Here is a 20042-nt window from a genome sequence, read left to right as displayed (position 1 = left end):
GCGCTTATGTAGTATTCGCGCTCTTTTGTGGGACGGCCTCCATTCCGGGGGCCCAATGCAGGTGTTTTATAACATGAAGACTTACAGTGCCAAGCCGGAAGCGGTAAAACGCGACTGGTACATTGTCGACGCTGCGGACAAGACCCTCGGCCGTATTTCCGCCGAGATCGCCACCCGTCTGCGCGGCAAGCACAAGCCTGAGTATACGCCCCACGTGGACACCGGTGATTACATCATTGTGATCAACGCCGAAAAGGTCCGCGTGACCGGTCGCAAGGCGCAGGACAAGATCTACCACAGCCACTCCGGCTACCCTGGTGGTCTCAAGTCCATCAGCTTTGAGAAGCTGATCGAAAAAGCCCCCGAGCGCACTATCCAGAGCGCCGTCAAGGGCATGCTGCCGAAAGGTCCTTTGGGTCGTGCGATGTTCAAAAAGCTGAAAGTGTATAAAGGCAGCGAACATCCTCACGCGGCGCAACAGCCGATTGAACTGGCGATCTAAACGGAAATATTCTTATGGCAACTACTCAATATTACGGTACCGGCCGCCGGAAGACCTCTACTGCACGTGTATTCATCGAGCAGGGTGAGGGCAAAATCACCGTGAACGGTCGCTCCCTGGACCAGTATTTCGGCCGCGAAGTGGCGCGTATGATCGTACGCCAGCCGCTGGAGAAGGTCGATATGGTGGAAAAATTCGACATTCATGTCACTGTGAAGGGCGGCGGCTCCTTCGGCCAGGCGGGTGCAATCCGTCACGGCCTGACCCGCGCTCTGATGCAGTACGACGAAGCGCTGCGTGAGCCGCTGCGTGCAGAGGGTTATGTAACCCGCGATGCGCGTGCAGTGGAGCGGAAGAAGATCGGTCTGCGCAAGGCGCGTAAGAGACCGCAGTTCTCCAAGCGTTAATCTGCTTTTCAAGCCCGGCTCATGCCGGGCTTTTTTATTCCTGTTGCCCTTCGGGGTGCCTGCAGGTCTGTTTGCGTTCTGTACAGTTCTGGTTGTTTTATCACCAGTTCGCTGCGCGATGACCGACGTTCCCTTCCGTGTTTACCTTGTATCAAAATGGCATTTTCTTTAACATTGCGCGAATTTGTATCCGCTTGATTTTTGGGGTTAATCCGCCCGGGCAATCTTTCCGGGGGAACTCTTGAAGGGACCTGTTTCTACAACTTTTTGGGTTTGGGTCAGCCAGTCTTCCCTCGGGAGGACGCTGTGATGGGAGAACTACGTCATGAGTGATGACGGTGTAAACGTAGGGCGGCGCCGTTTCCTGACCGCCGCTACCTCTGTAGTGGGTGGCGCCGGTGCGGTGGGAATTGCCGTGCCTTTTGTGAAGTCCTGGAATCCGAGCGCCAAGGCCAAGGCGGCCGGCGCCCCAGTCAAATACAATGTCAGCAAGCTTGAACCGGGCCAGATGGTCACCGTCGAGTGGCGTGGCAAGCCGGTGTACGTGGTGCGTCGCAGCGAGGAAGCGCTGCAGAACCTGGAGAAGGTCGCACCGCTGCTGCGTGATCCGGATTCCGAGGAGTCCAACCAGCCGGCATATGTTGATCCCAAGAACCGGGCCATCAAGCCCCAGCTGCTGGTCCTGGTAGGGCTTTGCACGCATCTTGGCTGTGCTCCCATGTTCCGCCCCGAGGTGGGTGCAGCGGACCTGGGTGGTGATGACTGGCTGGGTGGGTTCTTCTGCCCGTGCCACGGCTCCAAGTACGATATGGCTGGTCGCGTGTACACAGGAGTACCGGCCCCGACCAACCTGGATGTGCCGCCGTACTCCTATGAAAATGATGATGTGATCGTAATCGGTGTGGACCAGGAGGGCAGCGCATGAACTGGCTAACGGCATTGGGTGACTGGGTAGACCAGCGGCTGCCGATTTATCGCGCCTGGGACACCCATATGGGCAAGTACTACGCGCCCAAGAATTTCAATCTCTGGTACTTCTTCGGCGTTCTGTCGATGCTGGTGCTGGCCAACCAGCTGCTGACCGGCATCTGGCTGGTAATGAGCTATAACCCCTCCGCTGACGGCGCCTTTGCTTCCGTCGAGTACATCATGCGTGACGTGGAATGGGGCTGGCTGATCCGCTACCTGCACTCCACCGGCGCCTCCGCCTTCTTTGTGGTGGTTTACCTGCACATGTTCCGCGCCCTGATGTACGGCTCTTACAAGCCGCCGCGCGAGCTGGTGTGGATCTTCGGTATGTGTATCTACCTGGTGCTGATGGCCGAAGCCTTCATGGGTTATGTACTCCCCTGGGGCCAGATGTCCTACTGGGGTGCGCAGGTGATCGTGTCCCTGTTCGGTGCCATCCCCGGTATCGGCGAGGACCTGGTGCAGTGGATTCGAGGTGACTACCTGATTTCCGGTATTACCCTGACGCGCTTTTTCTCCCTGCACGTGATCGCACTGCCGCTGGTGCTGGTACTGCTGGTGGTGCTGCATATCCTGGCGCTGCACGAGGTCGGTTCCAACAACCCGGACGGTATCGACATCAAGAAGGTCAAGGATGAGAACGGTGTGCCGAAAGATGGTGTTGCCTTCCACCCGTACTACACCGTGCATGACCTGGTGGGTATTGCGGTATTCCTGTTCATATTCTGTGTGGTGGTGTTCTTCTTCCCGGAGATGGGCGGCTTCTTCCTGGAGTTTGCCAACTTTGAGGAGGCGAACCCGCTGAAGACCCCGGCGCATATCGCCCCGGTGTGGTACTTCACGCCCTTCTACGCCATCCTGCGTGCAGTGACCATCGATATTGGCCCGCTGACAGCCAAGTTCCTGGGCCTGGTGGCCATGGGCGCGGCGATCGCGATCCTGTTCGTGCTGCCCTGGCTGGACAAGAGTCCGGTACGCTCCATCCGCTACAAGGGAGTGCTGCCGAAGGCCCTGTTGCTGGTATTTGCTGCGGTGTTCATCATCCTGGGTTACCTGGGCGTGAAGTCACCGACCCCGGGCCGGAACTTCCTGGCCCAGGTGGCGACGCTGTTCTACTTCGCCTACTTCATTACCATGCCAATCTGGACCAACCCGACCGAGCGCAAGAGCATGGCGTCCTGGGTGGTAAGTGGGATCCTCGGTTTGCTGTTCCTGTGGATGGCAGTGAGTAACTTCAAGGCGAGCCTGTTCGTAGGCATTGCGGCCCTGTTGCTGGCGGGGCTGTTTGCGGCACTGCCGTGGCTGACCAGCCGTGACCATGTCAGCGAGCCGCCGACCCGGGTGACCAGCCCCTCCGGTGAAAAGACTTTCGGTGTCCTGTTTATGGGTATCGTGATGGTCTTCCTGCTGGCCTTCCTGCCGATCAAGGCGGTGGGTGCCGAGAGCTCCGTAGAGCTGGACCACATCAATATTGACCTGAAGGACAAGCCGTCCCTGCAGCGCGGTGCCAAGTACTTCGTCAATTACTGCATGGGTTGTCACAGCGCCAACTTCTCCCGCTGGGGACGGGTCGCCAGTGATCTGGAAATCCCCAATGAGCTGATGATGCAGAACCTGGTGCTGGGGGATGACAAGATCGGCGACCTGATGAAGATCTCGATGCGCCCGGAAGACTCCAAGGTCTGGTTCGGCGCCGCGCCGCCCGACCTGACCCTGGTGGCCCGGTCGCGCTCGCCGGAATGGCTCTACACTTACCTGCGCAGTTTTTACAAGGACGACAGCCGCCCGACCGGCGTGAACAACAAGGTGTTCCCGAATGTGGGTATGCCCCACGTGCTGATGGAGCTGCAGGGCCTGCCGGAGTGTGCCCCGGGCCCCAAGCGTCACCACGGCCAGGTGGTTCGTGACGAGCTGGGTAACCCGATCATGGATGCCGATTGCGGCAGCCTGCAGGTGGGCGAGGTCAAGGGCTCCATGACAGACGCAGAGTTCGACCAGGCCATGTATGACCTGGTGAACTTCATGGAGTACATCGCCGAGCCGATGGCGGAGGATCGCAAGCGCATCGGCTTCTATGTACTGGCCTTTATCCTTGTATTCTTCGCGTTTGCCTGGTTGCTGAACCGCGAGTACTGGAAAGACGTCGGCCACTGATCCGCGTCCTTTCCCTGGAAGTTATCTGGCGCCAGCCGCCTACGGCTGGCACCGTGTCTGGGTGGTGGAGCTGCTCCATCACCCTTTCGTTTTTCGGATCCCAGGCCGGCGCTTCGCCGGTCGCCAGTTTGAGGTAGTTACAAGATGGGTGTGCCCACCAACAAGCGCTCCTCCATGACCTTCTTTTCCGATGGTCGTAGTCATTTGAGTCATCGCGTGCGCATTGTGCTCGCAGAAAAAGGGGTTTCCGTCGATATCATCGATGTGGATCCTGAAGACAAGCCGGCGGAGCTGGCGGACCTCAATCCCTACAACTCCCTGCCCACGCTGGTCGACCGGGACCTGGTGCTGTTCGAAACCAAGGTCATGATGGAGTACCTGGACGAGCGTTTCCCGCACCCACCGCTGCTACCGGTTTATCCTGTCGCGCGTGCCCAGAGCCGTCAGATCATGTACCGTATCGAGCGGGACTGGTGTCCGTTGGTGGACAAGATCCTGGCCGGGGGCAAAGAGGCGACGGCGGCCCGTAAGGAGCTGCGCGACAGCCTGGTGGGCATTGCACCGCTGTTCAACGACCTGCCTTTCTTCTTCAATGAGGAATTTTCCCTGGTGGATTGCTGTATGGCCCCGCTGCTGTGGCGCCTGGAGCAGTTCGAGATCAGCCTGCCGAAAACCAAGCAGGCCAAGCCCCTGCTGGACTACATGGATCGCCTGTTTAGTCGCGATGCATTCCAGCAGAGCCTGACCGAATTCGAACGGGAAATGCGTTGAGGTGATCATTGAGTAAACCGGCCATGACATCCAATCGTCCGTATGTGTTGCGGGCTTTTTACGAGTGGATCAGCGACAACCGCTGTACGCCTTATATTCTCGTGGATACCCACCTCCCCGGGGTACTGGTGCCACAGCAGCATGTCAACGAGGATGGCCAGATTGTACTCAACATTTCTGAAAGCGCGGTGGTTGGCCTGAACATGGACAACTACGCGATCCGCTTCAATGCACGGTTCGGCGGGGTACCCACCGACATCCAGGTGCCGGTGGGCGCCGTAGTGGGCATTTACGCCCGTGAGAACGGGCAGGGCATGGTATTCGAGGCCGAAGAAACCCCGGAACCGCCCGAGCCCACACCGCCAACCAGCCTGGGGAAGAAGTCGGCTAAGAAGCCCTCCCTGCGCGTGGTCAAATGACACCGGGCAGCCCCAGCGGCTGCCCATCCGTGGCCGGCAATGCCGGCCGATTCCCTTGCAGCCTTGCTGCAAATCCTGACTCCACTCTGCGACCCAGTCCCGGCAGGGCCGTGACCCAATCCCTATAATCGACGCCCCTGTTGAACAGTGAAGTGACGATGCCGTTGATTCCACAAATACTGCATACCCTGCGTCAGGGGTGGGCGCCGGTATTGGCGCTGGGCCTCGCCGGCGCGCTCTATTATCAGCCTGTTTCTATCGATATGGCCCTGGCGCCCCGGCTGGCCATGCTGTTGCTGGGTGCGGCGTTGGCACTGGGTGTTTATTTCAAGTCGAGCCGCCTCGCCTTTGTCGCCGGCCAGTTACTGGCGGGTTTTGTCCTCCTCGAGCAGCTGCCTTCCTCTGGGCGCCCCTGGCTGGTCACAAATGGCCTGGCGCTGGTATCACTGAATACTGCAGTGGTCATGGGGTTGCGTGATCGCAGCATTCTCAGTGGTTTTGGCCTGCTACTGGCGGTGGCCCTGGCGGCTGAGGCGTTTGGCTTGATGTCACTTTACCGGTGTTGTGGTGCCTCGATCGCGACCGCCACCCCGCTCGCCGCACCGATATCGGGATTGCCGCTGGGTCCCCTGGGGCCCTGGCTGGCGGGACTCAACTGGTCCGATCTCGGGTTCCTGGCGGCGGCAGTTACAGGTGCCGCTGTTGCCATTACCCGGCGAGACCCCGTCAACCTGGGGTTGCTGTCCTGCATCCTGCTGATTGTGTCTGTACATGTGCTGGGCGCTGCTGCGCGCACGCTGCTGATCCTCGCGGTCTGCACGGGGGTGCTGCTGGCGCTACTGGCACTGCGCAGCGCCTATGAGCTTGCATTCCGGGACGAGCTGACCGGTATCCCGTCCCGCCGGGCGTACAGCCGCTATCTGCTGACTCTGGGCCGGAATTTCAGCATCGCCGTGGTGGATATCGACTATTTCAAGAAGCTCAATGACCGCCACGGCCACCAGGTCGGGGACCAGGCCCTGCGGATGGTGGCAGGCAAGATAGCCCGGTACGGTGGTGGCAGGGCATTTCGCTATGGGGGCGAGGAGTTTGTTGTTGTGTTTCGCGGCCGCAACCGGGAAGGTGCCGAACAGTCCCTGGAGCGTATGCGGGAGAAAATAGCCGCTTACCCGATGCGTATCCGCGGCGCCGGCCGGCCCCACAGGAAAGCGGCCGGCAAGCGCCTGCGCGGCCGTGGTGGCAGTAAAGCCATCAAGACCTCGGTGAGTGTAGGCCTGGCTTCTGCTTCCCGTGACATGCGGGATCCGGAGCAGGTGCTGGCTGCCGCGGACAAGGCCCTGTACAGGGCCAAGCGGGGTGGCCGCAACCGCGTGTGTGCCCATCGATAGGGTCCTGTAGTTGGCCGCTGAGGAAAAAGTGGCGCGCTGTTCCTTCTAAGTATTGGTTAATCCGACGCTGGACCCCGATACTGCTACCAAAAGTAAAAGAGGGAGAAGAAGCGTGCGAATTCTGAGTCATACCCTGGGCATCCTCACCAACCCGGACCGGGAGTGGAAGGCCATCCGCGCCGACAAACACTCCTTTGCCCAGGTGTTCCTGAGCCATGTACCGATTCTGGCGTTGATTCCCTGTATCTGCCTGTATATCGGTACCACCACCGTGGGGTTCACCATCGGGAGCAACAACGCCAAGCTGACCCCCGCCAGCGCCGGCACCCTGGCAATAGTCACTTATATCGCCATCCTGGTCGGCGTCTACCTGTTTGGCGAGTTCATCAACTGGATGGCAAAGACCTATATGGTCGAGGGGGACGAGGAAACGCGCCATTACGAGGGGACGGCACTGGCGGTGTTTGTCACCACGCCAATCTTCCTGGTGGGCTTCATCGGCCTCTACCCGCACCTGTGGCTGAATGTCGGCGTGCACATGCTCGCCGCCTGCTACTCGATTTACCTGATTTACGAGGGCATTCCCATATTGATGAACCTGACCAAGGAGCAGTCCTTTATGTACGCCACCTCGGTGGTGACGGTGGGGCTGGTACTACTGGTGACTGTGCGCATCGGGTCTGTGATTCTCTGGAGCATGGGGGTTGGCCCCGTGTACCAGAGTTCCTAGCGGCGCCTCGGGTGTCGCAGCTATTGCGCGAAGAGCCGGCCATGGGGCCGGCTTTTTTGTGTCAGTCTGTCGTGGTCGCCTGGATTCGGTTGCCTGGCGGCTGTGCGTCGCGCGCGGTGCTATTCCTGACCAGCCGGGGGCAGATTGGCGGCATCGGGCAGTCCAGGCTGTCGGCAACCGCCCGCAATAACTCGATCTCCTCCGCCGCAATGACACCGTCGTGGGCCATGGTGGCCGCCATGGCCTTGAGCAGCCGGGGTTTGCGCAGTGGGCGCTCATCTGCCGCGATGGCCACAGCCTTGTCGAGCCGCGCGAGGGTGATGTCCCGGCGCGCGGGAAGGGGGATTCGCTCCAGCTCCAGTGCTCCCAGGCCCGCCTCGAATGCGCGCTTGGCATCAAGGTAATCGGTGTTGCCGGCGTGGGCCATGGCGGCAAGGAGGAAGGTTGCGGCATGGCGGGACGCAGTGCTGCCTGACGCAAGCCGCTGTCGATCCGGGGTCCCCTCCAGGGCATGCATCAACAGGCGATACAGGGCCCATTCCCACAGATCGACCCGGTTGTCGCTGCGCAGCAACTTGATCAGGTTGCGCTTGAAAACCTGGTATTGCTGGGGTACCAGCCCCCTCAGTGCCGGTACGCAGAGATCCAGTAATGGCAGGCGCGCGCAATCCGGCATGGCGCTGAAGTCGCGCTCGAGCCGCTCCATCTCCCGCATTACTGCAGGATGGGCAAGCCTGCGCAGCATCTGTTGCTGCACTTCACGCTGGTCTGCTTCCCGATGCAGCATAAGCCGATAGACCACAGCCCGGGCTGCAAACGGATCGTGGGCGGCCGCGTGCAAAGAGGGAGGGACCGCTGCCAGCAGCTGGCGGCCGTAGTCGGTATGCTCCTCCCCGGGGTTGGCGATGCTGTTGTTCACCGCTGCCACCACCACATCCAGTGGCGCATCCCCGGCGATACCCGCGGCCAGCGGTGAAGAGGGCGCGGCGGTCGCGGTCCTGCCCGCATCCCCGTGTGTGGTGGGGAACTGGCCATTCCAGCCTGGATCCAGCTGCCGGATCCGGACTGGCAGTGGGGGGTGGGTCGCAAACAGGTTGGCGAACGACCGGCGCATACCGCTGGCGAAATACATGTGGCTGTATTCGGCGGCCTGCCGGGAGGCAAGCGCCGAACCACCGGCGTGGCCCCCGATCTTTTTCAGTGCACCGGCGATACCGGTATTGTCGCGGGTGAACTGAACCGCAGAGGCATCGGCGAGGAATTCGCGCTGGCGGCTGACGGCGGCCTTGATCAGGTTGCCGAAAAAGGTGCCGGTGTAGCCAATGGCCATGAGCCCGGCGCCGATACCGAGCAGGGCTGCGCGCGCCCGGTTGTCCCGGCTTGAGCCCATGTGGCTGCCCCGCAACAGCCAGTAGCCGAGTAACCCGATAATCAGGATGCCGTGCAGAAGGCCGACGATGCGGATATTGAGGCGCATGTCGCCGTTGAGGATGTGGCTGAACTCGTGGGCCACCACTCCCTGCAGTTCAGCCCGGCTGAGGCGCTCGATACTGCCGCGGGTCAGTCCGATCACCGCGTCGGCGGGTTTTATCCCGGCGGCAAAGGCATTGATGGCCGGGTCCTCGATGACATATACATCCGGGACCGGAGTACCGGACGCGATAGCCATTTCCTCTACCACGTTCAGGGCCCGTTGCTCTGCCACACCGTCTGGTGAGAGATTGATCTTGCGCCCGCCCAGGGACTCCGCCACCGCGCGGCCGCCGGCCGCAAGCTGGCGCAGCTTGTAGAGGCTGCCGAGGCCGATGACAGCGAGGATCGACAGGGCGATCATCGCCACGGTTTCCCAGCCCAGTTGCGGTATCGCGCTGGCGAGGCTGAAGTCCTGCCCGCGGCTGTAGGCGGTGAGCGCTGCAGCCAGAAGGGTGGTGACGGCAATCAGCAGGAAAACGGCGAGGGCGAACAGGCCCACCAGCAGGGCGCTGTTGCGGCGCGCACGGTCCTGCTGCTCGAAGAAATTCATTTAGAACTCCACCCGGGGCGCAGCCTGGAACTCTGCCGAGTCCTCGAATTCCAGCAGCCGGGCGTCTTCGCGGTGGCCGAAGAAGCCGGCAAAGAACACCGGCGGGAAGCTCTGGCGGTAAATGTTGTATGCCATCACCGAGTCGTTGAAAGCCTGGCGGGCGAAAGCGACCTTGTTTTCGGTGCTGGTCAGTTCCTCGCTCAGTTGCATCATATTCTGGTTGGCCTTCAGGTCGGGGTAGGCCTCCATGACCACGTTCAGGCGGCCCAGTGCCCCGGCCAGGGCGCCCTCGGCGTGGCCCAGGTCGGCGATGGCCCTGGGGTTGCCGGGATCTGCGGCGGCGGACTTGAGGCCACTGAGGGCGGTATTGCGCGCGCTGATCACCGCTTCCAGCGTGTCGCGCTCATGCTTCAGGTAGCCCTTGGCGGTATCCACCAGGTTGGGGATCAGGTCGTAGCGGCGTTTCAGCTGCACCTCGATCTGCGCAAAGGCGTTCTGGTAGCGGTTTTTCAGTGAAACCAGTTTGTTGTAAATGTTGATTACATAGAACACGAGCGCGGCGATGGCCACGAACCAGAAAATTCCCGAGAATTCCATTTTCAATCCCATTGTTATCGCGGTTTTTGTGGCGCAGATATTAGCATGACCGGCCCCGGCGGTGGCTTGCGGAAGCGCGCAATCCCCGCCTCCAGGCGGTTCGAAAGCACGACCTGAGGCGCATGGCGGCAGCGAGGCCCGTATCGGTTATAATGCCGCCGGAATAAATATACCCCGGCGCACCAGAACGCCGGCACAGAATCGGAGCAGCGTATGAGTGATGTAAATTCGGATCCAGTGGTCATTGTCGGAATGGCTCGCACGCCCATGGGCGCAATGCAGGGAGCCCTGTCTGCACTCAGTGCTCCGCAGCTGGGATCGGCAGCGATCCGCGCGGCACTGGCTGATGCCGGCGTTGCCGGCAGCGATGTGGACGAGGTACTGATGGGCTGTGTGCTGCCCGCGGGCGTGGGCCAGGCGCCGGCGCGCCAGGCAGCGCTGGGTGCCGGTATCCCCGAGGGCACCCCGACCAGCACCGTTAACAAAGTGTGTGGTTCGGGCATGAAGACCGTGATGATGGCCCGCGATGCGCTGCTGGTGGGCGATGCCAGCGTGGTCGTGGCCGGCGGCATGGAGAGCATGAGTAACGCGCCCTACCTGCTCCCCAAGGCCCGCGGTGGCATGCGCCTGGGGCACGGCAAGGTAATGGACCACATGTTCCTCGATGGCCTGGAAAACGCCTATGACGGTCAGCTGATGGGCAACTTTGCCGAATGTACCGCGGACAAGTATGCGTTCACCCGGGAGGAGCAGGACAGCTTTGCCCTGGAATCACTGGCACGGGCCAATGCGGCGATCGAGCAGGGCGCTTTCGAGCGCGAGATCGCCCCGGTGACCATTTCCTCGCGCCGCGGCGATGTGGAGGTCAGTGTCGATGAGGGGCCCGGCAGCGCCCGCCCGGACAAGATACCGCAGCTCAAGCCCGCATTCCGCAAGGACGGTACCGTCACTGCGGCCAACGCCAGCTCTATCTCCGACGGCGCGGCAGCCCTGGTGCTGATGCGCGAAAGCGAGGCCCAGCGCCGCGGCCTGAAGCCGCTGGCGGTACTGCGCGGCCAGACCCAGTTTGCCCAGGAGCCGGAGTGGTTCACCACCGCGCCGGTGGGCGCCATGCAGGCACTGCTGGAAAAAACCGGCTGGAGCACTGCCGATGTCGACCTGTTCGAGATCAATGAGGCGTTCGCGGTCGTCACCATGTCGGCCATGAAGGAACTCGACCTGCCGCACGACAAGGTCAATGTGAATGGTGGCGCCTGTGCCCTGGGCCATCCGCTGGGCGCCAGCGGTGCGCGTATCATCGTCACCCTGCTGGGGGCGCTGGAGAAGCGCGGGCTCAGCAAGGGCGTGGCCAGCCTCTGCATCGGTGGTGGCGAGGCGACCGCCATTGCCATCGAGCGGGTCTGACCTGTCCCTGCGCACCTGTCCATGTCCCGCCCGGCCGTGTCGGTGGCGGGACAAGCAGGGAGGGGCGGGTGGCAGGCACAGAATCCAGGCATAAAAAAACGGAGGCAGGGCCTCCGTTTTTTTATGCTGCTCCGGTCACTGCCGGCGCGGGAGCCCGCCTCAGTCCACGTACTCCACAGCCTTCACGACCTTCTGGACACCACCGATGCTGCGGGTAACGTCCGCTGCCATTTCCGCTTCCGCACGGGTCAGCAGGCCCATCAGGTAGACCACGCCGTTTTCGGTGACCACGTTGATGCGGCCACTGTCCACTTCCTTGTCTGCGAGCAGGGCGCTGCGTACCTTGGTGCTGAGCCAGGCATCGCTGCTGCTGGCGAGCAGGGAGACGTTACCGCGCACCTGAATCTCGTTGTAGACCTGGCGTACGTTTTTTACCTGCTGGGCCGTGCGTCCGGCCAGCAGGCGCATTTCGGGATCGTTGACCTGTCCGGTAAGCAGCACCACGCCGTTAAAGACGTTGACGTTGATATTGGCTTCCTTGAGGTTGGGGTGGGCCTTGTTGATGTTGACCGTGGTCACGGTCTCGATTTTCTGGTCATCCATATAGGTACCCAGCGAGCGCTTGCCCGGATCCTGCTGGATGGGTCCGTCGCTGGTGGCTTCCAGTACCGAGGCGCAGCCGGCGAAAGCCGTGCTCACCGCCAGTACAAAGGCCAGCTGAAGTTTACGATTGAAAAGTTTGAAGTTCATGGTTCAGTCCTCGTAGCCACCGAACAAACTGCTGTCGATGAGATCGCACAGGCAGAAAATAGTTAACAGATGTACCTGGTGCACCTCGGCTGCGACCTCAGAGGGCACGCGCAGTTCAATATCATGGTTATCCAGCAGCGCCGCACAGTCACCACCGTCGCCGCCGGTGAGGGCGAGAATGCCCATGTCGCGGTCGCGCGCTGCGCGCATGGCCTGCACCAGGTTGGAATCGCGCCCGTCATTGCTGACGATTACCAGCAGGTCCCCGGGTTGGCCCAGTGCCCGCACGGAGCGGGCGAAGGATTCCGCACGGCCGTGATTGCGGGCGACCGTGCTCAGGGACACCGCGTCACCACTCAGGGCGATGGCTGGCAGTCCCGGCCGCTCCCGTTCAAAACCGCCCACCAGCTGGGCGCAGAAACTCTGCGCCAGGGCGCCGCTGACGCCGTTGCCGCACAGCAGCAGCTTGCGCTCCTCGAGCAGAGTGTGCACGATCATGTCGCTCGACTCGGCAATCAGCGGGGCGAGGATCTCGCCGCTGTTCATGGTCGCCTCGAGGCTGCGGTGAAAAAGCGTTACAACTCTCTGTTCCATTGATCCCGTCTGGGTAATCTCCTCCGGCAGCGGCTCCTGCCGCAACCGCTGACTGCTCACGTTTCCCCGGCGAAAGCGCCGGTAATCCACTCGATTTGCCCGTCATCCCCTTCTATCGCCACCACATCGAAGCGGCAGGGGCAGTCCAGTTTATGGGCCTGCAGGTAGCTTTCGGCAGCTGAAACCAATTTGGTTTGCTTGCGCCGGTCCACGGACGCGCCGGCGGAGCCGAACCTGCTGTTGCGGCGGAAGCGTACCTCCACGAATACCAGGGTGTCGCCGTCCCAGGCCACCAGGTCGATTTCGCCCCGGCGGGAGCGAAAATTACGCGTGGCTATCCGCAATCCGGCCCGCTGCAGGAACTGTGCCGCGCGCGCCTCCATCCGGGAGCCGACGCTCCCCGGGGAGTCGCTGCGGCGGAAAAAGCTCACTGCGCGCCGCCAATTCCCGTGGTGCCCGCACGCTCCAGTGGCTCAATGGCGGTAGTGACGGGTATGGGGGTGCCTTCGTCCATCCGTGCCCAGATCTGCTCGCGCACGATGCGGCCATCATCGGTCAGCTGCAGTGTACCGGTAAGTCCGTGCACCTGCTGTTGCGGGAACTCGCGCAGCATGGGCAGGCGCGGGTAGAGCCGGAAGGCATCCGCACCCAGCGCGTAGAGTCGCGCAAAGGCGGGCGATGGTGCCGCCTGGCTCACAATATTCTGCTTGGTGCGATTCTCATCCTCGAACAGCCAGGGCAGGGCGGTAAATTCGATACCGTTGATATCCCGGTCCCGCTGGGGATTGATATTGCCATCGAACACGTGTGAGGTGGCGTAGACCGGCAGGTCGCTGGCGTAGTGAAATGTCAGCATCGGGTTGATCTGGCGCGCATGGGATGATTGCGCCACCAGGAACAGCATGTCGGCATCGTCGCGGCGACGCGGGGTGAATTCCAGCGGTGTCGACAGGGTGCGGCGAAGGGCGGCCTCGCGGGACTCACTGTCTGAAATCAGCAGCGCGTCGCTGACCATCTTGGAGAAGTTGCTCTTGTTGTGGAACGTCTTGCGTCCGCTGACCATTCCGCCCAGGCGCAGCCATTCCTCCTGGAAAGCCTGGGCGCCGCGCTGCCCCCACCCGGCGTCGGACGCCAGGATCAGGGCCTGCCGATGTCCCTGGCGATAGGCATGCTGCGCCACCTGGCGGGCCTCGTCCTCGATTGCCAGGCCGAACTGGACCAGGTCATCAGTCAGGCGGCCGCTGTCGCCGTAGTTCAGGGCCAGTGTCGGTACTGGCAGGGTCTCGGTCGCCAGGAGGTTGGCAACCTTGCTTTTATCCAGCGGGCCCACGATCACTTCGGCACCGCTGTCGACGGCAGCCTGGTAAACCTCGGCAAAGGGCTGGCCGGTGCCGGTGTCGTATACCTCGACTGCCGGGGTGGGCGCGCCGTCTTCCAGCGCCGTGTAGTAGGCGGCCATGAATCCGTCGTGGATGGCGCGGCCGGCACTGCCAAGCTGTCCCGACAGGGGCAGCAGCAGGGCAATGCGCTGGGGCCGCTGTGCCGCCAGGCGCTCGAGCAATTGCATGGCCCGGGGCGGGTACATACTGGCAGTATGGCGCGGCCACTGCTGGCGCCAGCGACTGAATTGCGTCAACTGGCCGCTGATGTCGGTCTGGGTGTTGCGGCCCAGCAAAGCCAATTCGTACCAGCCACGCATCATGTGGTTGGCGCTCTGGCTGGCACGCTGCTGTAGCTCACTGGAGGGCAGCTGGGTCAGCAGCTGCCAGAAACCGTTATTGTTTTCTGAGATTTCCTCGGGGCTGCGGGCCAGGTGGGCAATCTGGCGACGCTCCTCGATGGCGCTGTCGATATCCCCCAGCAGTCCCCAGAGTTCAGCCCGGAGGTTGCGCAGGGAGAGTGAGGTATCCGGTGGCAGGCGCAGCCAGTTGCCGTCCAGGCGTGGCGCCGTGGCCAGCTCCAGGGCCCGGAAAAATTCGTCCTGGGCCGCCAGTACGTTGCCGTATACCCGGGCGTACTCAGCGTATTGCACATCGTTCAGGTTCTGCGGTTCCACCCCGTCCAGGGCTTGCTGGGCGGTCGCATTGTCGCCCAGTCCGTATAGAATGGCGGCAGCCTTGACGGTCTGCTGGTCGCGCTGGGGCGCATCCATCTCCCTGGCACTGCGCAGCATGTCCATCGCCGTGCCGCGACTGGCAGCGGCGGTCACCGGCCCGGTTGTCAGCCCGGCATCGGGTTTTGGGGTCGGGGTCTGGCAGGCGGCCAGGGCCAGGGCCAACACACTGGCGGCCAGCCTGGTAACAACAGGGGGGGTGCGCCGGTTAGGGGCGGACATACATTTCTCCCACAAATCTTGAGTCATGGAGTGAGCTATGGGGCCGGATCAGGCGCTTTATGTGGTCGCTACACCCATCGGTAATCTGGCTGATATGGTACCGCGAGCGGTTGAAGTTCTACAATGCGCCGATCTGGTGGCGGCGGAGGACACGCGTCACAGTCAGAGACTTTTTTCCCACTTCGATATCGACACACCACTGGTGGCCTACCATGACCACTCGGACGACCAGCGTACGGCCCGGATCATCGAGCGCCTGGAGGCCGGTGAGACAGTGGCGCTCATTTCAGATGCGGGCACGCCGCTGATCTCCGACCCGGGCTACCGGCTGGTGCGCGAGGCGCGCAACCGGGGAATCCGCGTGGTGCCGGTTCCGGGGGCCTGTGCCTTTGTGGCGGCCCTGAGTGCCGCCGGGCTGCCCAGCGATCGCTTCACCTTCGAGGGTTTCCTGCCCGCCAAGTCCGGTGCCCGCGCGCGGACGCTCGAGCAGCTGGCCGGTGAGGAGCGCACGATGGTGTTCTACGAAGCCCCACACCGGGTGGCGGATACCCTGGATGCCATGGCGGAAGCTTTTGGGGAGCATCGCGAGGCGGTGATTGCCCGCGAGCTGACCAAGGCGTTCGAGACCTTCCATATGGCGCCGCTGGCGGAGCTGGCGGCCTGGGTGCGCGCGGACAGCAACCAGCAACGCGGGGAGATTGTCCTGATGGTGCGCGGTGCAGAGCGCAAGGCCGGCGCGACGCTGGACGACGAGTCGCAGCGGGTGATGAAACTGCTGATGGCCGAGTTGCCACCCAAGCGCGCCGCCGCCGTGGCCGCTGAAATTACCGGGGTCAATAAAAAGGTGCTCTACAACTGGGGCCTGGAGCAGAAGTAATAACTCCTACAGCGTTTTGCCCCGGGCCGGTTTGGACCGGTAGTCCCGGGTGGGGCAAATCAGTCCTTGCGCTTTTAGTGCCGGCTCATTAGTCTTCGCCGCGAGCTGGCCGGGCAATCGCTGTTCCTTTTCGGAGGGATGGAGGAAAGTCCGGGCTCCATAGGGTGGGACGCCAGGTAACGCCTGGGGGGCGTGAGCCTACGGAAAGTGCAGCAGAAAGCAGACCGCCGATGGCTTCCCGGTTTCGACCGGGGAGCACAGGTAAGGGTGAAACGGTGCGGTAAGAGCGCACCGCGCGGCTGGTAACAGTCCGCGGCGATGGTAAACCCCGTCCGGAGCAAGACCAAATAGGCCCTCTACAGGTGTGACCCGCACCGAGGGCGGGTAGGTCGCTTGAGGTGTGTGGTGACACACATCCCAGATGAATGATTGTCCTCGACAGAACCCGGCTTACAGGCCAGCTCAACAAATTCCTCTATCCATCCTGCGGCAACTGCCGTGGGGTGGGTATTCCTCTCGCGCGACGGACTGTCGGTCGGTTTTTCCGCTCAATCTCCGGGGGCCGCGATTCCGGATCCCCAATCCCTGACGCCGGATTCCCGCTTGCTGGTTACGCCCCTATACCCCCCCCCGACAGCCGGCGATTCCCGCTTGCTGTCCCACATGAGCTGGATCATTACGCCGCCTCTGGGCACCCTGGGTAACGGTTAACGACTAATCTGCTTGGATGAGGGGTCGGTTGCGGCAATCATCACCAACCTGTGCGGGGCGCACATGACTACCCATGTCTTTGTTATCGGCCTGGACGAGTTTCATTTACGGCAGCTGCAGACTATCCGCAATGCGGAGGAGTACACCTTTCACGGCCTGTTGCCTTACGACATGGTGGTTAATCCTGAAAGCTACCCGATAGAGGAGATGATCGCCGAGGGGCGGAGGGAGCTTCGGGGGGCGGGTGTGCCGGTGGACGCGATTATCGGTCACTGGGACTTCCCCACCACCGCGTTGCTGGCGATTTTCCGTGAGGATTACGGGCTACCCGGACCGGGGCTTGCGGCCACCATGATCGCCGACCACAAGTACTGGAGCCGGCTGCGCCAGCAAGCGGTGATTCCTGAGCATATTCCCGCCTTCCAGAGCCTGGATCCCTTCGCCCTTGATGCGGAAGCCTATATCGGGCTGGAGTATCCCTTCTGGATCAAGCCGGTCATCGGTTTTTCTTCCCAGCTGGTCTACCGGGTGGCGGACTCCGGCGAACTGCAGCATGCACTGGCGGGCCTGCGGCAGGGAATCCGCCGCTTCGGTGATCCGTTCGCACACCTGATGGGGCTGGCCCGGATCCCGGCTGACATCCCCCGGGAAATTGACGCCCATTATTGCATATTGGAAAAACCCATCGATGGCTGGCAGTGCACGCTGGAGGGCTTTATCCAGGCGGGGGAAGTGGTTGTGTATGGCACCGTGGATTCCATTCGCGAGGGGCCACTGCAATCCTCGCTCACCCGCTACGAGTTTCCCTCCGGGTTGCCGGAAGCCGTCAGGGAGCGAATGGTAGCGATTACCGAGCGGGTGATCCCCGCGCTGGACCTGGATGACACCCCGTTCAACGTGGAGTATTTCTGGGATCGGGAAAGTGATCGTATCGACTTGTTGGAAGTGAACACGCGCATTTCAAAGTCTCACTGCCCATTGTTCGCCGATGTGGTCGGGGCCTCTCACCATGAGGTGGCGGTGGATGTGGCCCTTGGGCGTCGGCCGAATTTTTTCCGCCGTGAGGGCGAGCACTCTGCGGCCTCCAAGTTCATGTTGCGTCGGTACGAGGACGGGATCGTCAGTCGGGTGCCCACTACCGCGGAGCTGGCGGCACTGGAGTCGGAATTTCCGGGCTCGAGGATACAGATTGACGTCGTGTTGGGAGATCGGCTCTCCGAGCTCCGGGGGCATGAGGTTTACAGCTACGAGGTTGCAGTGATTTTTATGGGCGGCAGGAATCACGATGAACTCGAGAAATGTTATCGCGCGCTGATAAGCAAGTTGCCACTGGAATTCCGCTCGCCGCCGGAGCGGGAAGGGGGGCTGCAATCTTGAAGGTTGTCGATCCCCTGCCAGAACCTGTTCTGGATATTGAGCTCACCTGGATTCCGCTCAGTGATGGTACCCACCTGGCCGCCAGAATCTGGATGCCCGAAGATGCCGGATCCACCCCGGTGCCGGCCATCCTCGAGTACATCCCCTACCGTCGGCGGGACAGTACACGCGCCCGCGATGACATCATGCACCCGTGGTTCGCGGCCAATGGCTATGCCTGTGTGCGGGTGGATATTCGCGGCAGCGGGGATTCGGAGGGTGTCCTCGAGGATGAGTACCTGCAGCGTGAACTGGACGACGGGCTGGAAATCATTCGCTGGATCGCGCAACAGGCGTGGTGTGATGGCAGCGTGGGCATGATTGGCATTTCCTGGGGTGGATTCAATGGCCTGCAGATCGCCGCGCTCAGGCCCCCCGAGCTCAAGGCGGTGGTGAGTGTCGCCTCCACCGATGATCGCTATGCTGACGACGTCCACCATATGGGCGGCTGCCTGCTGGGGGACAACCTGTCCTGGGCCTCCACCATGTTCGCTTTCAACTCGTTGCCGCCGGATCCGGAAATGGTGGGCGAGCGCTGGCGCGAGATGTGGTTCCAGCGCCTGCGTGGCAGCGGCCTGTGGCTGGAAAAATGGCTGCGCCACCAGCGTAGGGATGCTTACTGGCGACACGGTTCGGTCTGCGAGGACTGGAGTGCCATCCAGTGCCCGGTCATGGCCGTTTCCGGGTGGGCGGACGGATACACCAATGCGGTATTTCGGCTCCTGGCTAACCTGAGGGTGCCCCGCCTGGGTCTGGTAGGTCCCTGGAGCCACAAGTACCCGCACCAGGGGGTTCCCGGGCCGGCGATCGGTTTCCTGCAGGAGTGCCGGCGCTGGTGGGACCAGTGGCTGAAGGGGAAGGAGACCGGCATCATGGATGAGCCCATGCTCCGGGCATGGATGCAGGATCACCAGCCCCCCACGACCTTTTACCAGGAGCGACCTGGGCGCTGGGTGGGAGAGCCACAATGGCCGTCGCCAAATATCCGCGAGCGTATCCTGGTGCTGGCCAGCCCCGGCACCCTGGAGCCACCGGAGCCGAGAGTGGACGAGGCGATCATGACAATCCAGTCGCCGCTTTCAGTCGGGTTGTTTGCCGGGAAATGGTGTTCTTACGCCGCTACTCCGGATCTTCCCCACGATCAGCGCGAGGAGGATGGCGGCGCGTTGGTGTTCGATTCCACCCAGCTGGATGGGCCCCTGGAGATCCTTGGGGCACCCACCCTGGAGCTCGAGCTTGCTGCCGACCGCCCGGTAGCGATGCTGGCGGTGCGCCTGTCTGATGTGGCCCCTGATGATAAGGTTACCCGGGTGACCTACGGTCTGCTGAACCTCACCCACCGCGATGGCTCGGGAGAGCCGAAGCCGCTGGATCCGGGAAAGCGCTACCGTGTCAGGATTGTCCTCAATGACATCGGGCATGCATTCCCTGATGGCAACCGGCTGCGTGTGTCGATATCCACCTCTTATTTTCCCCTGGCCTGGCCCGCCCCCGCGCCGGTACGGCTGACAATTTTCACCGGGGCCAGCCGGCTGGTATTGCCCGAGCGGCCGCGCCGGGACGCCGAGGACAGCGAGATCGGATTCAGCCCGGCTGAGGGCGCGCGACCGCTCGCCACCAGGACAGTCCAGACAGGGCAGCACAAGTGGCGGGTAATCCGCGACCTCGAGACCGATGTGTCCACTCTGGAAGTGATCAACGACGATGGCGTGGTCCATATTGACCCTGTAGGAGTGGATATGCAGCGCAAGGCCCTGGAGTGGTACAGCTACCGGGGTTACGACTATAGCTCACCCCGGGGTGAGACTCTGTGGGAGTGGGGGTATCGGCGCGAGGACTGGGCGGTCCGGACGGTGACACGCACCGTGCTCGAGTCCACGCCGTCCCATTTCAACATCCACGCCCAGCTCGATGCTTATGAGGGAGGGAAGCGGGTTTTTTCCGAAAACTGGGACGTGGAAATACCCCGGGACCTGATTTGAACCTGCCCGTGGC

18 protein-coding genes and 1 other RNA gene are annotated in these 20042 nt (G+C 62.2%); 13 read left to right on the top strand and 6 right to left on the bottom strand.

Annotation, left to right across the window (positions count from 1 at the left end; genetic code table 11):
• Positions 1–73: 73 nt before the first annotated feature.
• From rplM to LVD11_RS08065, 8 genes are all read left to right on the top strand, one after another.
• A complete protein-coding gene (gene rplM, locus LVD11_RS08100; RefSeq protein ID WP_237057751.1) occupies positions 74–502 on the top strand; it encodes a 50S ribosomal protein L13 in 429 nt (142 codons plus the stop codon).
• A gap of 14 nt (positions 503–516) precedes the next feature.
• Complete coding sequence (gene rpsI, locus LVD11_RS08095; protein WP_237057748.1) at positions 517–909, top strand: 30S ribosomal protein S9; 393 nt, start codon at positions 517–519, stop codon at positions 907–909.
• A gap of 325 nt (positions 910–1234) precedes the next feature.
• Positions 1235–1834: a ubiquinol-cytochrome c reductase iron-sulfur subunit gene (petA, locus tag LVD11_RS08090; RefSeq protein ID WP_237057746.1), complete on the top strand. Its 600-nt coding sequence runs from the start codon at positions 1235–1237 to the stop codon at positions 1832–1834.
• Positions 1831–4032 (top strand): ubiquinol-cytochrome c reductase, encoded by a 2202-nt coding sequence (locus tag LVD11_RS08085; RefSeq protein ID WP_237057744.1) that lies wholly within the window; start codon positions 1831–1833, stop codon positions 4030–4032. The genes petA and LVD11_RS08085 overlap by 4 nt, the downstream gene beginning before the upstream one ends.
• Positions 4033–4176: 144 nt before the next feature.
• On the top strand, positions 4177–4803 hold the full coding sequence (locus LVD11_RS08080; protein WP_237057742.1) for a glutathione S-transferase N-terminal domain-containing protein: 627 nt from the start codon (positions 4177–4179) through the stop codon (positions 4801–4803).
• A 23-nt stretch (positions 4804–4826) separates the two neighbouring features.
• Entirely contained in the window at positions 4827–5222 is a 396-nt protein-coding gene (locus LVD11_RS08075) for a ClpXP protease specificity-enhancing factor (RefSeq protein ID WP_237057740.1), read from the top strand.
• Positions 5223–5380: 158 nt separating this feature from the next.
• Positions 5381–6610 (top strand): GGDEF domain-containing protein, encoded by a 1230-nt coding sequence (locus LVD11_RS08070; RefSeq protein ID WP_237057737.1) that lies wholly within the window; start codon positions 5381–5383, stop codon positions 6608–6610.
• A gap of 112 nt (positions 6611–6722) precedes the next feature.
• On the top strand, positions 6723–7340 hold the full coding sequence (locus LVD11_RS08065; RefSeq protein ID WP_237057735.1) for a Yip1 family protein: 618 nt from the start codon (positions 6723–6725) through the stop codon (positions 7338–7340).
• 61 nt (positions 7341–7401) lie between these two features.
• Here LVD11_RS08065 and LVD11_RS08060 read toward each other — a convergent pair whose 3' ends face one another.
• Positions 7402–9363, bottom strand: coding sequence for a M48 family metallopeptidase (locus LVD11_RS08060; RefSeq protein ID WP_237057733.1), 1962 nt, complete (start codon positions 9361–9363; stop codon positions 7402–7404).
• A complete protein-coding gene (locus LVD11_RS08055; RefSeq protein WP_237057731.1) occupies positions 9364–9960 on the bottom strand; it encodes a LemA family protein in 597 nt (198 codons plus the stop codon).
• 213 nt (positions 9961–10173) lie between these two features.
• Here LVD11_RS08055 and LVD11_RS08050 point away from each other — a divergent pair, with 213 nt between their 5' ends.
• A complete protein-coding gene (locus LVD11_RS08050; RefSeq protein ID WP_237057728.1) occupies positions 10174–11364 on the top strand; it encodes an acetyl-CoA C-acyltransferase in 1191 nt (396 codons plus the stop codon).
• A 159-nt stretch (positions 11365–11523) separates the two neighbouring features.
• Here the strand turns inward: LVD11_RS08050 and LVD11_RS08045 are convergent, their stop codons facing one another.
• Genes LVD11_RS08045 through LVD11_RS08030 form a run of 4 tightly spaced genes read right to left on the bottom strand, consistent with a single transcriptional unit; the run spans position 11524 to position 15043 of the window.
• Entirely contained in the window at positions 11524–12114 is a 591-nt protein-coding gene (locus LVD11_RS08045) for a BON domain-containing protein (protein WP_237057726.1), read from the bottom strand.
• A gap of 3 nt (positions 12115–12117) precedes the next feature.
• Positions 12118–12708, bottom strand: a complete 591-nt coding sequence (locus tag LVD11_RS08040) for an SIS domain-containing protein (RefSeq protein ID WP_237057724.1) — start codon at positions 12706–12708, stop codon at positions 12118–12120.
• A gap of 56 nt (positions 12709–12764) precedes the next feature.
• The gene (locus LVD11_RS08035) at positions 12765–13139 is read right to left on the bottom strand and encodes a YraN family protein (protein ID WP_237057722.1); all 375 of its coding nucleotides are present in this window, start codon (positions 13137–13139) and stop codon (positions 12765–12767) included.
• Positions 13136–15043, bottom strand: coding sequence for a penicillin-binding protein activator (locus LVD11_RS08030; protein WP_237057720.1), 1908 nt, complete (start codon positions 15041–15043; stop codon positions 13136–13138). Before LVD11_RS08030 ends, LVD11_RS08035 begins: the two co-directional genes overlap by 4 nt.
• 37 nt (positions 15044–15080) lie before the next feature.
• Between LVD11_RS08030 and rsmI the strand changes: the two genes are divergently transcribed.
• The 4 genes from rsmI to LVD11_RS08010 all read left to right on the top strand — a co-directional run bounded on the left by rsmI (position 15081) and on the right by LVD11_RS08010 (position 20029).
• Entirely contained in the window at positions 15081–15920 is an 840-nt protein-coding gene (gene rsmI, locus LVD11_RS08025) for a 16S rRNA (cytidine(1402)-2'-O)-methyltransferase (protein WP_237057718.1), read from the top strand.
• Between the two features lie 101 nt (positions 15921–16021).
• Positions 16022–16389, top strand: an RNA gene (gene rnpB, locus LVD11_RS08020) — RNase P RNA component class A.
• A 305-nt stretch (positions 16390–16694) separates the two neighbouring features.
• Positions 16695–18008, top strand: a complete 1314-nt coding sequence (locus LVD11_RS08015; RefSeq protein ID WP_237057716.1) for an ATP-grasp domain-containing protein — start codon at positions 16695–16697, stop codon at positions 18006–18008.
• A complete protein-coding gene (locus tag LVD11_RS08010; protein ID WP_237057714.1) occupies positions 18005–20029 on the top strand; it encodes a CocE/NonD family hydrolase in 2025 nt (674 codons plus the stop codon). The genes LVD11_RS08015 and LVD11_RS08010 overlap by 4 nt, the downstream gene beginning before the upstream one ends.
• The last annotated feature ends 13 nt before the right edge of the window (positions 20030–20042 follow it).

The organism is Microbulbifer sediminum (genome assembly GCF_021729035.1).
GTDB lineage: Bacteria > Pseudomonadota > Gammaproteobacteria > Pseudomonadales > Cellvibrionaceae > Microbulbifer > Microbulbifer sediminum.
This window is presented reverse-complemented; position numbering and strand designations above follow the sequence as displayed.